Annotated in this window: 13 protein-coding genes; 5 read left to right on the forward strand and 8 right to left on the reverse strand. The window is 70.2% G+C overall.

What is annotated here, in order from left to right; translation table 11 throughout:
• Positions 1-2: 2 nt before the first annotated feature.
• From AB0C30_RS30905 to AB0C30_RS30915, 3 genes are read left to right on the forward strand one after another with little or no spacing between them, the layout of a single operon-like run.
• Entirely contained in the window at positions 3-872 is an 870-nt protein-coding gene (locus AB0C30_RS30905; RefSeq protein ID WP_357951287.1) for an ABC transporter permease, read from the forward strand.
• A gap of 47 nt (positions 873-919) precedes the next feature.
• Complete coding sequence (locus tag AB0C30_RS30910) at positions 920-1747, forward strand: creatininase family protein (protein ID WP_357951289.1); 828 nt, start codon at positions 920-922, stop codon at positions 1745-1747.
• A gap of 26 nt (positions 1748-1773) precedes the next feature.
• Positions 1774-3420: an ABC transporter ATP-binding protein gene (locus tag AB0C30_RS30915; RefSeq protein ID WP_357951290.1), complete on the forward strand. Its 1647-nt coding sequence runs from the start codon at positions 1774-1776 to the stop codon at positions 3418-3420.
• Between the two features lie 20 nt (positions 3421-3440).
• Here the strand turns inward: AB0C30_RS30915 and AB0C30_RS30920 are convergent, their stop codons facing one another.
• Entirely contained in the window at positions 3441-4121 is a 681-nt protein-coding gene (locus AB0C30_RS30920; RefSeq protein WP_357951292.1) for a GntR family transcriptional regulator, read from the reverse strand.
• Positions 4122-4180: 59 nt separating this feature from the next.
• Here AB0C30_RS30920 and AB0C30_RS30925 point away from each other — a divergent pair, with 59 nt between their 5' ends.
• Positions 4181-4930, forward strand: a complete 750-nt coding sequence (locus AB0C30_RS30925; RefSeq protein WP_357951294.1) for an aldolase/citrate lyase family protein — start codon at positions 4181-4183, stop codon at positions 4928-4930.
• A gap of 10 nt (positions 4931-4940) precedes the next feature.
• Complete coding sequence (locus tag AB0C30_RS30930) at positions 4941-5795, forward strand: carbon-nitrogen hydrolase family protein (protein ID WP_357951295.1); 855 nt, start codon at positions 4941-4943, stop codon at positions 5793-5795.
• Positions 5796-5882: 87 nt separating this feature from the next.
• Here the strand turns inward: AB0C30_RS30930 and AB0C30_RS30935 are convergent, their stop codons facing one another.
• From AB0C30_RS30935 to AB0C30_RS30965, 7 genes are all read right to left on the reverse strand, one after another.
• Positions 5883-7289 (reverse strand): DHA2 family efflux MFS transporter permease subunit, encoded by a 1407-nt coding sequence (locus tag AB0C30_RS30935; protein WP_357951297.1) that lies wholly within the window; start codon positions 7287-7289, stop codon positions 5883-5885.
• Position 7290: 1 nt separating this feature from the next.
• Complete coding sequence (locus AB0C30_RS30940) at positions 7291-8916, reverse strand: AMP-binding protein (protein WP_357951299.1); 1626 nt, start codon at positions 8914-8916, stop codon at positions 7291-7293.
• A 286-nt stretch (positions 8917-9202) separates the two neighbouring features.
• Positions 9203-10051 carry a family 3 encapsulin nanocompartment shell protein gene (locus tag AB0C30_RS30945; protein ID WP_357951301.1) on the reverse strand — a complete coding sequence of 283 codons (849 nt, stop codon included), beginning with the start codon at positions 10049-10051 and terminating at the stop codon, positions 9203-9205.
• Between the two features lie 12 nt (positions 10052-10063).
• Positions 10064-10786, reverse strand: coding sequence for a hypothetical protein (locus AB0C30_RS30950; RefSeq protein WP_357951303.1), 723 nt, complete (start codon positions 10784-10786; stop codon positions 10064-10066).
• A complete protein-coding gene (locus AB0C30_RS30955; protein WP_357951304.1) occupies positions 10783-11766 on the reverse strand; it encodes an aldo/keto reductase in 984 nt (327 codons plus the stop codon). The genes AB0C30_RS30950 and AB0C30_RS30955 overlap by 4 nt, the downstream gene beginning before the upstream one ends.
• A gap of 2 nt (positions 11767-11768) precedes the next feature.
• Complete coding sequence (locus tag AB0C30_RS30960) at positions 11769-14912, reverse strand: amino acid adenylation domain-containing protein (RefSeq protein ID WP_357951306.1); 3144 nt, start codon at positions 14910-14912, stop codon at positions 11769-11771.
• The gene (locus tag AB0C30_RS30965; protein WP_357951307.1) at positions 14909-16135 is read right to left on the reverse strand and encodes an FAD-binding oxidoreductase; all 1227 of its coding nucleotides are present in this window, start codon (positions 16133-16135) and stop codon (positions 14909-14911) included. Before AB0C30_RS30965 ends, AB0C30_RS30960 begins: the two co-directional genes overlap by 4 nt.
• Positions 16136-16170 lie beyond the last annotated feature (35 nt).

The following is a 16170-nucleotide window of genomic DNA, read 5'->3' on the forward strand; positions in this document are numbered from 1 at the left end:
TCATGGCCACTGTGCTGTCAGGCGCACCGGCGATCACGAGCGCCGACAGGAAGACCTTCCTGCGGCGGCTGCTGGCCAACCGCAGGACGTCCGTCGCGGGCGCCTTCCTGCTGCTGGTCGCGCTGGTCGCGGTGTTCGCCCCGTTCCTCGCGCCGTACGACTACCGCGACATCGTCGGCAAGCCGCTGACCTCCGGCGCGGCGCTGGGCATCGACGACTTCGGCCGCGACGTGCTGTCCCGCCTGCTCATCGGGCTGCGGGTCTCCCTCGGGGTGGCCCTGTCGGCGGTCCTGGTGGCGGCGGTCATCGGCGTCGCGCTCGGACTCGTGGCCGGGTACGTCGGCCGCTGGGTCTCGACGATCATCATGCGCGGCATCGACGTCCTGCTGAGCTTCCCCCCGATCGTGCTGGCCATCGCGGTGGTGGCGATCCTGGGACCGGCCCTGGTGAACGTCGTCCTGGTGATCGGCGTCCTGTACATCCCGAGATTCACCAGGATCGTGTACACCCAGGTGCTGTCCATCAGGAACCTGGAGTACGTCGAAGCCTCGAAGATCATGGGCGCGAAACCGGCCGGCATCCTGGCCGGCACGATCCTGCCGAACGTGGCCGCGCCCATCATCGTCCAGCTCAGCCTGTCGGTCAGCTTCGCCATCCAGATGGAGGCCGGACTGAGCTTCCTCGGCCTCGGCGCGCAGCCGCCGCTGCCCTCGCTGGGCACGATGGTCGGCTCGGGACGCGACTTCCTGGAGGTCCAGCCGACGCTGCTGATCTACCCGTCCGTGCTCATCATCCTCGTCGTCCTCGCCCTCAACGTGTTCGGGGACGGCCTGCGCGACCTGCTCGACCCGCGCCGCCGAGGCACCAGCTGAGACGTGGCACCCACCGAGTCCTGGCACCAACTGAAAGGAACCACCACATGACCCTCCCTTCCACCCACAGGCTCGGTGAGCTCTCCTGGACCCAGGTCAAGGAGCTGGCGGAACGGGACCCGATCATCCTGCTGCCGATCGGCGCCGTCGAGCAGCACGGCCCGCACCTGCCCATCCACGAGGACTCCATCGTGGCCGAATGGGTCGCCGACAAGCTGGCGGCGGAGAACGGATGCTATGTCGCCCCGGCCCTCCACTACGGGCACTCCGGCACCTTCCGCGGCTACGCCGGCAACCTCTCCTTGAGCCAGGCGACCCTGCGCAACGTCACGTACGAGATCATCGAGGCGCTGGTCCAGTCCGGATTCCGGCGCATCATCATCGTCGACAACAACGGCGGCAACGTCGGGCCCGTCACCGGCGCCGCCCTCGACGCGCGCCGCGACCTCGGCGTGCTGATCGGGCACCTGTACCCGTGGCAGCTCGGCTACGCGCTCATGCGCGACGTGTACGAGGACCCCACCACCGCGTACGGACACGGCGCCGAGCCCGAGCACTCCGCGATGCTCGCGATGTTCCCCGAGCAGGTGCGCAGTGAGCTGGCCGTCCCGGGCGGCCTGGCGTCCGGCAGCGGCTGGACGCCGACGAGCTACCTCGAGACGGCGATCCCCGGCCAGACCGTACGCGGGACCGTCTTCTGGGACTTCTCCGAGGTGAGCGAGACCGGCTGCACCGGCGACGTGAGCCTGGGCGACGCCAAGATCGGCGAGATCTGGATCGAGCGGGTCATCGGTTTCTGCTCCGCCTACATCCAGGAGTACGACCGCAACACCAATGCCATCCAGGAGTACGACCGCAACACCAAAGCCGAGTAGCCCTGCATGAGCATTTGGGGAGACACATGACAACCGACACGATCCTCTCGGTCGAGCAGCTCTCGGTGGATTTCCAGATCGCGGGCGAGTGGACCACGGCGGTGAAAGACGTCAGCTTCTCGGTCGCCAAGGGCGAGGTGGTGGCGCTGGTCGGGGAGTCCGGCTCGGGCAAGTCCGTCAGCTCGATGTCGGTGCTCGGGCTGCTGGCGCCGAACGCGCGGCGCCGCGGGAGCATCCGGTTCGGCGACACCGAGCTGATCGGCCTCGGCGAGGAGCCGCTGCGCGCCATCCGGGGCAAGCGGATCGCGATGATCTTCCAGGAGCCGATGACCGCGCTGAACCCCGTCTACACCATCGGCGAGCAGATCATCGAGGCGATCCAGTGCCACGAGCGCCTGCCCGTCGCCGAGGCCCGCTCGCGGACTCTGGAACTGCTGCGCAAGGTCGGCATCCCGGAGCCGGAGTCGCGGATCGACAGCTACCCGCACCAGCTGTCCGGCGGTCAGCGGCAGCGCGCGATGATCGCCATGGCGATCTCCGGCTCGCCGGAGGTCATCATCGCCGACGAGCCGACCACCGCCCTCGACGTCACCGTGCAGGCGGAGATCCTGGAGCTCCTGCGCCGCCTGCAGAAGGACCTCGGCTCGGCGGTCATCGTCATCACCCACGACATGGGAGTGGTCGCCGACCTGGCCGACCGGGTCGTGGTGATGAAGCAGGGCGAGGTCGTGGAGGAGGCGCCGGTCGCCCGGCTGTTCGCCGACCCCCGCCACGAGTACACCCGCAAGCTGCTGGCCGCGGTACCCCGGCGCGGGCAGGCGGAACCGGCCCGCGCCCCGGCCGAGCCCGCTGATGGCATGACGCTGCGGGTCACCGATCTCGAGGTCGAGTACCCGGGCCGGCTCGGTCGCAAAGGCTTCAAAGCGGTGCACGGCGTCAGCTTCGCCATCGAGAAGGGGAAGGTCCTCGGTCTCGTGGGGGAGTCCGGCTCGGGCAAGTCCACGATCGGCCGGGCGATCGTCGGGCTGGCGCGGGCCTCGGCGGGCGCGATCGAGATCTGCGGGCGCGAGGTGACGGGGCTCAAGGCCGGGCAACTGCGCGACTTCCGCCGGACGTACTCGATGGTCTTCCAGGATCCGGGCTCCTCGCTCGACCCGCGCCGGTCGATCGGCGACTCGATCGCGGCACCGATGATCATCAATCGGTACGCCGGTCGCGCCGCCGTACGCGAGCGGGTGCTGGACCTGCTGGAGCAGGTGGAGCTGCCCAAGAGCTGGGCCGACCGGTTTCCGCATGAGCTGTCGGGCGGTCAGCGGCAGCGCGTCGGGATCGCCCGCGCGCTGGCGCTGGAGCCCGAGTTGCTCATCGCCGACGAGCCCACCTCGGCGCTCGACGTTTCGGTGCAGGCCACCGTCCTGCGGTTGTTCCAGGAGCTGCAGGACCGGCTCGGCTTCTCCTGCCTGTTCATCAGCCACGACCTCGGCGTCGTCGAACTGCTCGCGCACGACGTCGCCGTTCTGCAGCACGGGCGGCTGGTCGAGCACGGCCCGGCTCGTGAGGTGCTGAACCAGCCGCGGACCGACTACACCAAGCGGCTCGTCGCGGCGGCGCCGGTGCCCGATCCCGCCGAGCAGGCCGAGCGCCGCGAGCTGTGGCGGGCCATGGCGAAGTGATCGAGCTGTCTATCGGGTGTTCACTTCAGGCGGGAGACCACCGACTCGTCGGGGCGCAGATGGTTGCGCAGCGTACGTTCGGCGGCCTCGAAGTCGTGCTCGGTCAGCGCCGCGAGCAGGGCGCGGTGCTCCGGGCCGATGACCGCCAGCCGGTTGGGCCGCAGCGAGATCGCGCTGACCCCGATCCGCTGGTGGCGCGGCTGGAGGCTGGTGAACAGGTCGGTCAGGACGGTGTTGCCTGTCGCCTTCACAAACGAATAGTGGAAGAAGAAATCCATCTTCGCGTGCTCGGCGATCGCGTCGCGGTCGCCGGCCCGGCACCGCGCCAGCGTCGAGGGCTCCTCCATCAGGTCCAGGTGCGCGGACAGGCCCGCCGGGATGTCGGTCTTCGTCTCGCACAGGATCCGGAAACCGTGGATCTCGAGCACCTGCCGCATCTCGTAGGTCTCGAACAGCTCGCCGGCCGTGACGCTCCGCACCTGGGCGCCGCGCCTGGGCTGCAGGTCGATGTACTTCTCGGCCGCCAGGCGGTGGAACGCCTCCCGGACGGGAGTCCGCGACACGCCGGCCTCGTCGCAGACCAGCTTCTCCTCCAGGAAGGAACCCTCAGGAAACCGGCCGCCGAGGATCGCCTCCCTCGTCCAGCGGTAAGCACGCTCACCGGCCGTCGTCGCCGGGACCCTGTCCGGTTCCCAATCCATGCCACCCCCCATGTTCATGTGTATACACAGCGTATACCAGTTTCTGTTAGGAGTATCCATTGCAGGACCAGCAAGACCGGAGATACGCCGCCTGGCTGTCCGGTCCGAGCTTCGCCGCGGCCGAGATCGTGGCGGACCTGGGTTACGGGGCGGTGGTCCTCGACATCGAACACGGCTCGTTCGATCTGGCCGATCTGGAACGCTATATCCCGTTCCTGCGCGCTCTCGATCTGGAGGTGCTGGCCAAGGTCCTGGGGCCGGAGCGGGGCCCGATCCAGCAGGCCCTCGACTTCGGCGCCACCGCCGTCGTCGTGCCCCACATCGAGGGCGTCGCGCACGCGGCCGCCATCTGCGCGTTCGGGAAGTTCCCGCCGCTGGGTGACCGGAGTTTCGCGGGCGGCCGTACGACTCGCTATGGCGGCTTCGACGACGAGTGGACCGCCCGGCAGGACCGCGAGACCCGCGTCTACCCCATGATCGAGGACGCCGGTGCGCTGGAGCAGATCGCCGACATCCTCGCGCTCCCCACGGTCGACGGCGTCTTCGTCGGCCCCAGTGACCTGTCCCTGCGCCGGGAGCGCGGCGCCTACAGCCGGTCGGAAGGCGACTTCGCCGACCTCAAGATCGTGGCGGACGCGGCCCGCGCCGCCGGCAAGCCCTGGGTGCTGCCCGCGTGGTCGGCGGAGGAGAAGGCGTTCGCGCTGGCGAACGGCGCCGACCAACTCGTCCTGACCATGGAGCACGGCGCCATCATGGCCGGTTTCCGGGCCGCTCTCGACCAGACCCGCGAACTCACCCGCAATCGTTAGGAGACACAGCATGCTCGTCACCGTCGGCCAGTTCGGCGCCACCACCGACAAGTCCGCCAACCTGGAAGCGGCCACCGCACTGATCGAGCAGGCGGCGGCCCAGGGCTCCCAGCTCATCGTCCTGCCGGAGAACGCCATGTACTCCAACTCGGACGTCACAGCCGACATCGTCTCGGAGACCGAACCCCTTGACGGCCCCTTCGCGACCACGATCCGCGCGCTGGCCAAGAAGCACGGCATCGCCGTCGTCGCCGGCATGACCGAGGCACCGGCGGGAGGGTCCGGCATGGCTGAGGGGCAGACCGGAGGGCCTGGCGCGACCGAGGCGTCGGCTGGAGGGTTCGGTAAGCCCAGTAACACCGTGATCGCCGTGGACTCCGGTGGTGACCTCGTGGGCGTCTACCGCAAGGTCCACCTCTACGACGCCTTCGGCTACCGCGAGTCCGACCGGGTCCAGGCGCACAAGCCCGAGCCGCTGATCTTCACCCTGGGCGACCTGACCTTCGGCGTCATGACCTGCTACGACCTCCGCTTCCCCGAGATGGCCCGGTTCCTGGTCGACGCCGGGGCCGAGGCGCTCGTCGTACCCGCCGCGTGGGTCGCCGGGCCCGCCAAGGAGGACCACTGGATCACGCTGGCCCGCGCCCGCGCGATCGAGAACACCGCCTACGTCATCGCCTGCGGGCAGACCGGCCCGACCTGCACCGGCCACAGCGCCGTCGTGGACCCGATGGGCCAGATAGCGGCCTCGGCGGGCGAGGCTCCGGGAGTGGCGTCCGCGGTCATCGGCGCGGAGCGGGTGAAGACCGTACGCGCCAAGAACCCCAGCCTCACCAACCGCCGCTTCGAGGTCGTCCCCGCCTGAGGACCGGCACCTGAGGACCAGCACCTGAGGGACAGCGCCTGAGGGACAGCGCCTGAGGGACGCCGCCCGCCTGAGGGACGGCGTCCGTCACGGCGTCTTCGAGCCGGGTTCGCGCCGACCGGCGTCCGCCGTGGCGGGTGCCTCGGGGCTGCGCAGCCCCGAGGCGGCGACGGCGATGAGGGCGCAGAGCCCGAGCATGGTCGCCCAGACACCGTGGTACGCGGCGGTCGAGCCGAGGCGATCCCCCGACAGCACCAGTACGAGCGCGGAGACGCCGATGACCGCCCCACAGGCGCGCGAGGTGACGGACATGGCGGTGCCGGTGGCCAGCCGGGCGGGCGGAATCTCGGCGACGGCGGCACCGCTGAGCGCGTTGACCAGCACGGCGACGCCCATCCCGGTGGCGACGACCGCGGGCAGGACCACCGCGAGGTACGCCTGACCGCCCCCGGCCGCGACCGCAAGGTAGCCGGTGGCGAGCGAGAGCAGCACCACCCCGCCCAACGCCAGCCTGCGGTGCCCGGTCTTGGCCGCCAGTCGTCCGGCGAGCGGTGCGGTGAGCACCTGTACGACCGCGCCGGGAGTGACGGCGAGCCCCGCCTGAGCCTCCGAATATCCCCAGATCTTGGTGAGGAACAGGATGTTGGCCAGCGGAAGGGCGAACATCACCAGCCCGAGGAGGAACATCGCGAGGTTGGCCCGCTGGGTGCCCCGTGCCCGAAGGATCTTCAGGTCCACGATGGGAGCGGGGTGGGAGCGCGACCGCCGGACGAAGAGCACGCCGACGAGGACACCGGCGACGAGGGCGAGGATCGTACCCGGACTGCCCGGCCCCCACGCGTCACTCTGCACGATGGCCAGCGAGGGCAGGCCGATGGCCGCCACCAGCAGGAACAGACCGATGAGGTCCGGCATCCGTGACGGGGTGGACGGCGGCGTCCGTGCCAGGGTCCGCCACGCGCCGAACAGCACGACGAGCCCGACCGGCAGGTGGAGGAAGAACACCGTACGCCAGTCCCAGACGGCGACCAGCAGACCGCCGAGCGACGGCCCGGAGGCGGTCGCCACCGACTGCGTCGCGCTCCACAGACCGATCGCCGTGCCGCGCCGTTCCGGCGGATAGTACGGCAGGATCAGCGCGAGCGTCAGCGGGGTGATCACGCCACCGCCCACGCCCTGCACCACCCTGGCCGCGATCAGGATGCCCGCCGAGGGGGCGACCGCGCACAGGGCGGCGCCGACCACGAACACCGTCAGCCCGGCGAGGAACACCCGCCGATAGCCGAACCGGTCCGCCAGACCGCCCGCCGGCAGCAGCGCCGCCGTGAACGTGATCGCGTAGCCGTTGAACACCCACGAGAGTTCGGGCAGCCCGCTGCTCGGAAAGCTGCGGAGCATGTCGGGGAAGGCGATGTTGGCCAGCTGTACGTCGATCGCACCGAGAAAGGCGCTCCCGCACAGCACCGCCAGGGGGAGCGCCCGGGATCCGCGCACCTCAGCTGGACGCCGCGCCGAACCGCTCGCGGAGCTCGACCTTTCGGATCTTGCCCGTGACGGTCCGTGGCATGGCCTCGACGACTTCGAGGCGTTCGGGCCAGAACCAGCTGTTCACGCCGGCGTCCTTGAGGTGCGTCCGCAGATCCTCCAGCGTGGGCGGTTCGCCGGACGGTGTCACGACGGCGCACACCAGCTCGATCAGCTTCGGATCCGGAATGCCGATGAGCGCGATGTCGCGGACGGCGGGGTGCCTGCCCAGCAGCGCCTCGATGTCGCTCACCGGCAGCTTGAGGCACATGTTGGCGATGATGACGTCCTTGGTCCGGCCGGAGATGCGCACGCCGCCGTACCCGTCGTCGCGGGCCAGGTCGCCGGTGTCGAACCAGCCGTCCGGCGTGAGCGAGTTGGCGTAGATCTCCTCGCGCCGGTAGTAGCCGAGGCATTGGGCCGCGCCGCGTACCTGCAGCGCGCCGATCCCGCCGGCCGGGACCGGCTGGTTCTCCTCGTCGACGATGCGCACCTGCATGCCGGTGACGACGGTGCCGTCACTCTCGCCCGCCCGCTCCGGCGGGTCTTCGGGCCGGGTCATGGTGACGCCGCCGTTCTCGGTCATGCCCCACAGCGCGTACACCCGTACTCCGAGGATCTCGCTCACCTGCTCCACCAGGTGCGGCGGGACGGGCGCCGAGCCGGACACGAAGATCCGCAGAGTGGGGATCTTCCGCGGGTTGGCCTTCTGCTCCTCGCTGATCTCCCGGGCGAAGGGCGGCGTGCCGTAATACATCGTGACGCCGTGCTCTGCCATGAGGTCGAGGTAGACGCCGGGGTTCCAGATGTCGGCCGTGACCGCGGTGCCGCCCAGCATCAACGCCTGCAGGTACGTCATCACCAGGCCCACATAGTGCATGGAGGTCTGCGCCGTCATGATGACCAGGCTGTCGTCCAGGCCGTACGCGTCCCCGTAGCCGCGGATGGCGGCATGCAGGGTGTTCTGGCTGTGCAGCGCGCCTTTGGGCTCTCCGGTCGTCCCCGAGGTGAACAGGATGAGGAAGGGATCGTCCGGACCCAGCGCGCGCCCGGCCAGGTCCGCGGGGTCACCGGGTTCGGGGTCGAGGAGGTGCTCCTCGAATCCGATGGACCCGGCCGGGCCGTCGCCGCCGAGCACGACGACGTGCTCCAGGGCCGGGATCTCGCCCGCGAGCGTCATCGCGGTCTCGGCGGTCGGCAGGTCACCGAGGCGGTTCACGGTGATGAAGACGCGCGCCTCGGTCAGCCGGATCATGAAGTCGAGCTCGCGATGCCGGTAGATGGGGAACTGCGGCGCGATACGCGCGCCGACTTTGATGCAGGCCAGCGTCAGGGGCAGCATCTCCCGGCGATTGGGTAATTGGATCGCGACATAATCCCCGGGCTGTACGCCCAGCCGGATCAGGCCGTGGGCGATCCGGTCGGTCAGCCGGTCGAGCTCGGCGTAGCTGACGACGTCGGTTTGGCCATCGGCGACGCGCCGACTGATGAGGGCCGGCTTGTCGGGAAATTCCGTCACATGATGGTGAAGGTCGTCCAGGAAAGTCGTGCTTCGCCACCAGCCGTTGCGCCGATATTCCTCATGTGTGTCCGTCACGCTCGCCCGCCTTCCATCAGGCGCCCCGCGGACGCCCTCGTCTGCTGATCTGCACGAAATTCAACGTACGGCATTTACCGCAATTCATCGCCTACGGGTTTTATCCTCCATTCCCTCGGAGGAGGCCACCCTTTTGCTTCCCGGAGGGGGTGTCCCTCTCCAGGGACCCCAGCCACCACGGACCGTCCTCTTCTGCTCCCCCGGAGGGGGTACCTCGCCCCAGAAACCCCAGCCACCACGGACCGTCACAGGAACCGAGACGGTCGTGCGACGAAGGGGGCCATGGTCACGAGGCGGGGGTGACGAGGTAGAACAGGGCCGGCAGATGGACCGCCACCCCCTCGTACACCTCCGCGCACACAGCCACCCCGGGCCGGGCGAACGTGCCCGGCGGCGGTTCGGCCACCCGGATGACCGAGTGACGGGCGTCCAGCAGCCTGGCCGCCACCGAGATGTCGCCCACGAGGGCGGACCCCGGGCTGATCCACCGGTTGCGGCTGATCTTCATGCCGTTGCCCGCCGCCAGGTCGGCCAGCAGGCCGTTGCGGCCGACGAGCCGGTGGTAGTAGTCGTTCGGGTTGATGATCATCGCGTGCGGGGTGGCGCCCGACTGCTCGACCTCGTCGCAGGCCGTCAGGACCCCGGTGACGTAGTCGGTGTCGTAGGGGAGCCGGGCGATCTCCGGGTGGTCGAGCAGGGCGTTGGTCAGGGCGAGGTTCTCGGCGGTGGCGAGCCGTACCAGTAATCGGTAGTCGAGGAAGGTGGCCAGCGCGTCCGGGTCGTCGGCCAGCCCATCGGGGATCTGCACCCACGCCCGGATCGGGTGCACCCCCGCCTCGCCCATGCCGAACCTGAAGGCCGCCTCCCGGCGGACGTCGGAGCCGCGTACCGCCTTCTGCTCTTCCGGGGTGGGCCGGGACTCCGTCCAAAACCGGGCGATGTCGTCGGTGGGGCGGACCTTGAGCAGGTTCCGTACGGTCAGCCGTGGTCTGTCCTTGGTCGGCTCGTGTGCCTCGGTGATGGTGTAGTCGAAGGTCACCTCGGCGCGGCCGGGGTCGGCCGCGAACGCCCGCGCGAACGCCTGGCCCGGAGATTGCTTCACGGCGGTGGGGGCTGGGGCGGTGTCCGTTGACATGGGGCCTCCCGGTCAGAAGTCGTGCTGGATGAGCCGCTGGTAGAAGGGCAGATGGTGGTCGTAGAAGGCCTTCAGCGCGGAGTGGTTGTCGACGGTGTCCGGGTAGGTGTTGCGGCGGTCCTCGAAGCCGGCGCTGCCGATCGCGTCGAGATGCCACCGTCGGGTCCGCTGCCACTCGGGCCGGTCTCCGGAGTCCCAGGTGAGCGCGTGCGCGAGGAACGGCAGACCGGCGTACGCGCAGAAGACCTCGGCCACCTTCGCCGGCTCCGCGACCAGCCGCTCCGTGCGGATGACGAGCGGCCTGCGCCCGGTCGCCGACCAGGCCAGCTCGAACAGCCGGTACAACCGCTCGTAGCCGATCTCCGCGCAGGTCACGGCCGGTTTGATCGCGTAGTGCGAGCTGATGGTCGGCTTGGGATCGCGGACGATGAAGGTGTGGACGATCCCGGCGAGCTCCTCGGGGTGGTCGAAGAGGTAGCCGTAGTCGTAGTCGAGCACCTCCTTGACGAACACCGGCCGCACGCGAGCCAGCTCCCTGAGGCCGATGAGGAGCTCCTTCTCCGAGCGCGCCACCGCCCGGCCGCCGTGCAGGGACGGGAGCGGCACCGCGCCCTCCTCGGTCAGGGCGAGGAACGGCTCGTGCAGAACGGTCACGTCGCCGCGCTCGATCATCATGCGCAGGAACGCCGTCGAGGCCGAGCGGGAGTGCGCCCACATGACGATCAGCGGGTTCACCCGGACCACCAAGCCGGGACGCGGTCCCAGCGGTGCCGGCGGAGCTCCTGGAGCAGCGCGTCGTCGAGCGGCCGGCCGTCGCTGACCGAGAAGTTCGCCCGTACGTGGGCGGGTTTCCGCATGCCCGGGATCACTGTGCTGACCGCCGGGTGATTGAGGATGAACCGCAGGGCGAGCTCGGGCAGCGAGGTGCCCTCGGGGAGGGCCGCCTTGAGACGCTCGGCCCGCTCGACGCTCGGCCCCAGGTTCTCCGCGCAGAAGTACGTGCTGCGCCAGTCCTCCTCCGGCCAGCTGCTGTCGGCGCTCAGCGTGCCGGTGAGGGTGCCTTCGTCGAACGGTACGCGGGCGATGATCCCGATGCCGTCGCGCAGCGCGCGGTCGAACAGCTCGTCCTCGGGCGCCTGGTCGAAGATGTTGTAGATCACCTGGATGACGTCGATGAGGCCGGTGTCGAGCGCGGCGAAGCAGTTGGCCGGTTCCCACCGGTTGACGCTGATGCCGACCGCGTCGATGACCCCCTCACGCTTGAGGTCGGTGATCGCCTCCTGCCAGCGTTCGTCGGCCGCCCACCGGTCCTCCCAGGTGTGGAACTGCATCAGGTCGATGCGCGCCACCCCGAGGTTGTCGAGGCTGCGATGGGTGTACTCCCTGATGTGATCCGCGGGGTAGGCGTCGTCGAGGGTGTCGTCCGGTCCCGGCGGCCATTCGCGGTTCTTCGGGGGGATCTTCGTGGCGACGTACAGCTTCCGGTCGGGATGGCGGCGCAGCAGCGCGCCGAGCATCTGCTCGCTGACGCCCCGGCCGTACACCCAGGCCGTGTCGAAGAAGTCGCAGCCCAGCGCCACGGCTTCGTCGAGGCAGCGTGGGGCGAGGTCGTAGTCCCAGCCGGTGAAGTTGCCGGGGCCGCCGCCGATGCCCCACATGCCGTATCCGACCTCGCTGACCGCCCAGCCGAGGTTCCCCATCTTGCGGTGTCGCATCCCTAGCCTCTCTGTCGCGTGGTGATCAGCGGGCGGCCCTTCACCGCGCGACCGTCCCCGCTCCCGCTCGCCAGCCGGGCGTGGTACGCGGTGATCGAGCCGTCCAGGCCGCCGTCGTCGAGCTGCCAGCGCTGCTCCAGCCGGCGGCATTCGTCCTTGCGGAACAGTGCGGGGTTGTCGGTCAGCAGCCTGGCGAAGGCCCGCTTCAGCTTGTCCTCGCTCGTGCCCTCCGGAGCGGGCAGGAGGGACGCGAGCGCGGCCAGCTCGCGATCGGCGGTGGCCCGGCCCGCCTCGCGGACCAGCGTCACGAAGTCCCCGCACGGGATCGGCGCGATGACCGCGCCGGCGCGCGCAAGGACGTCGTCGAAGCTGACGCTCTCCGCGCGGAAGACGTGCAGCGTACGGCCCCAGGCGCCGTCGTCGCACACCGCCGCCGCCACGCGGGCCGCCACATAGTCGACCGGGGTGTAGTCGGAGCGCGTGGCGACCTCGGGCATGACGCCCAGCCGCAGGAAGGCCGACAGCAGCAGATGGGTGAAAGCCACCGGATTCGGATATCCGTTGTCGGCGCTCGGCATCACCTCGCCGAGCCGCAGGATGGTGACCAGCGCGCCCCGGCGCCGGGCCTCGGCGAGGTAGCGTTCGGCGATCCACTTGGACCGGCCGTACCCGCCGGCGGGCGTCCTGGCGAGGGACGGTTCGTAGTCCTCCGGCAGGCGGTCGTCGTGCCGCAGCGCCTCGTCCTGGAGCGCCCCGAGCGTCGAGACGTAGTGCACCGGCACGGGCCGGTAGGCCATCGCGAGCCGTACGAGCTCGATGGTGCCGCGCACGTTGACCTGACGATGGGCGCGATAGTCGAACAGGAAGTTCACCAGTGCGCCGTTGTGGAGCACCAGGTCACACGTACGTGCCAGGTGCTCCCAGGTCCGGGCGGTCAGCCCGAGGCCCGGTAACGCCAGGTCGCCCGCGTACCCCTCCAGCCGGTCGGCGAACCGCGGCTCCCACAGACCCCGCTCCAGGAGCGCGCCGACGACCCGCGCGGTCGCGCCGGTGTCGTCGGCGGCCCGCGCGAGGCAGCGAACCCGCAGATCGGTATGGGCCAGCAGCTCATGGACCAGGCGGCTGCCGACGAAGCCGGTCGCCCCGGTGACCAGCACGGTCCGCAGCCTGCCCGACCTGTCGGCGGGCCGGATGGGCTCGCCCTCCGGCACCGTCGAGTCGTGGGCCATGAGCACGGACTCGTCCTCGATGGCCACGCCGTCGCGCCGCCGGGCCTCGATCAGGGGCGTCAGCTCGTTCGCGGTCGGGTGGTCGTACAGATCCTTGACGTCGACCCGCACACCGCACTCCGCGGTGATCATGTGCACGACGGACAGGGCCTGGATGGAGTCGCCGCCCGCCTCCGCGAAGTGCGTGTCGCCCGTCAGTCCGGGCCGGCCGAGCGCCGAGCGCAGCGCCCGCAGGACCTGGTCGGCCAGGTTCGTGGTCGGCGCGCTCTCGGCCAGCCGGGCGGTGTCCTCGGCCAGCCTGCCGTCGAGGACCGCCTGGAGCCGGCCGCGGTCGACCTTGCCGTTGTCGTTCAGCGGCATCTCCGGCAGCAGGAAGAAGTAGCGGGGCATGCTGGTCCTGGGCAGGGTGCGGCGCAGGTGCTCGCTGAGCGTGGCCTCGGTGAGACCGGTGCCGGAGGCGAACAGCGCCAGCGCCTTCGTACCCCGCTGCTCGGCCACCAGGACCTCCGCCTGCCGGACCCCGGGGCACCTCTCGGCGGCCACCTCGATCTCGCCCAGCTCGATCCGGACGCCCCGGATCTTGACCTGGAAGTCCTTGCGCCCGGAGAAGAACAATCGGCCCTCGTGGTCCAGATGGCCGAGATCCCCGGTGAGGTAGAGCCGGGGGCCGGGGATGATCTCCGGAAACGGGTTGGGGACGAACGCCTTGGCGGTGGCCGCCGCGTCGCCCAAGTACCCCTCGCCGAGGCACTCGCCGCCGATGGCCAGCTCGCCGGTGGTGCCGGGCGGCACCGGGCGCAGGTCGTCGTCGACCACCACGGCATAGCAGTTGTCGATCGGGCGGCCCAGCGGAATCGTGTCCCCATCCGCAGCGGACACGGGGTGGAAGACCATCCCGATGGACGCCTCCGTCGGCCCGTAGCCGTTGGTCACCTGGAGGCCCGGGAGCAGCGCCATCAGCCGGTGCACCGCGCGCGGATTGACCGCCTCGCTGCCGACGACGAGCCGCCGCAGCGACGACAGCTTCCGAAGCGCCTGCTCGTCGCTGTCCACGATGGCCACCAGCGCGTTGAAGACGCTGGAGACGAAGTCCGCGGTCGTGATGCCGTACTCGGCGATCAGGTCGATGGTGTGCCGCAGGTTGAGGAACTCCTCCTGTACGGGCAGCACGGTGTGACCGCCCGTGGTCAGCGGCCAGAACAGCTGCCAGAGCGAGGAGTCGGAGGTGTGCCTGCTGTTCTGCAGGACGACGTCCGCGCCCGTCGCGGCGAAGTAACGCGTCATGAAGCGAAACCGGTTGGTCAGCCCCGCGTGCCGGTTCATCGCGCACTTCGGCGTGCCCGTGGTGCCCGAGGTGAAATAGCCGTAGATCAGGTCATCGGGGCCCACGGGCACCGCCGGGCGCCGGGGTGACGGGACGATCCGGTCGACCTCGACGGTGACCGCGCGGTGCCGTAACTCCCGTGGCAGCGCGTCTGCGGTGGCGCACAGGATCGGCCCGCCCGGCAGCACCCCGAAGGTGCCGCGGATCCGGTCCTCCGGCCACGAGGGGTCCAGCGGTACGAACGCCGCGCCCAGCTTCATCAGCGCCAGATATGTGATGGGCAGTTCCAGAGAGTTGACCAGCAGGACCGCGACCACGTCGCCCTTGCCCACGCCGTGCCCGGTCAGTGTGGCCGCCAGGCCGTTCACCAGCTCGTCCAGCCGTCGATAGGTGAGCATCCGGCCCTCGAACGACACCGCAGGGCGCTCGGGATGGCGGTCGGTCTGCTCCTCGATCAACGCGGAGATCGGGCGGAACACCCCGAAGTCGACCGCGCGGCCGGCGAAGCTCTGGGATTCGATCGATAATCCGGAAGGGGCTGATTGCTGCCCCTGGGACCCTTCCTGGTCGTTGCCGGTCGGCTGTCCGGTCATTTCCACCTCTCCGTTAGGAATGCCGCCCTACTCGTAGGCGTTCCATGCCGTTCCAGATGAGTGCGTTCCGGTGAGAGGTGGTCGTACGCGACGTCCAGCGGGGTGCGCGTCGCCGCCGCGGCGGCGATCCGGCCGACGGCGGGCGCGGTCTGCACGCCGTAACCGCCGAGCGCGGCCAGCCAGACGAAGCCCGGTGCGTCCGGGGCCTCGCCGACCACGGGCGTGTCGTCCGCCACCACGCTGCGCAGGCCGGCCCACGCGTGGCGGACGCTGCGGATCTCCAACGTGGTGGCCCGCTGTAATCGCTCCACGCCGATCGCGACGTCGAGGTCGTCGGGACGGATGTCACCGGGCGGCATCGGGGTCGCGTCGGCGGGTGAGACGAGCAGGCGCCCCGACTCGGGCTTGAAGTAGAAGGTGTCCGCCACGTCGGTGACCATCGGCCACCGGGCCGCGCTGAGGCCCTGGGGGAGCTCGGCGTCTTCGGACAGGCCGTTGTCTTCGGACAGGCTGTTGTCTTCGGACAGGCTGTTGTCTTCGGGCAGGTCGGTGAGGAAGGCGGTGCGTCGTAGCGGCCGCAGGCCGATGAGCCGGACCCCGGCGAGCCTGGCCACCTCGTCGGCCCACGCCCCGGCCGCGTTGACCACGATCGGCGCGGCGAACTCGCCCGCGTCGGTCGCCGCGTGCCAGAGCCCGTCCCGCCGGGACAGCCCCCGCACCCGCGCCGACGTGATCACCTGGCCGCCGCGCGCCCGCATGCCGCGGAGAAAGCCCTGGTGGAGCGCGTCCACGTCGATGTCCATCGCCCCGGGTTTCAGCATGGCGCGGCTGTACCAGCCGGACCGCACGATCGGGCAGAGCCGGTGTACCTCATCGTGGTCGATCTCACGGACCGGGGTCGGGGCCGACAGCCCGTCGGCCAGCATCTCGGCGAACTGCTCCTCCGCGCCTACGGGACACAGCGTCAGCACGCCGCGCGGGGTGAGCAGCGGACCGTCGGCGAAACCGGGCGGTGGCGTGGTGAGGAACGATCGGCTCGCCGTGGTGAGCGCTCGTACGGCCGGGTTGCCGAAGTACTCCGAGAAGAGCGCGGCGGACCGCCCGGTCGCGTGGTAGCCGGGAGCGTGCTCCATCTCCAGCAGCGTCACGGTGCCGAACTCGGCGAGGAAGTATCCCGCGCTCGCGCCGGCCACCCCGCCGCCCACGATGAGAAAATTTCTCACGATCGTAACCGATCATATTTCGGGCCGGACCCGCA

The organism is Nonomuraea sp. NPDC048901 (genome assembly GCF_040649695.1).
Classification (GTDB): Bacteria; Actinomycetota; Actinomycetes; order Streptosporangiales; family Streptosporangiaceae; genus Nonomuraea.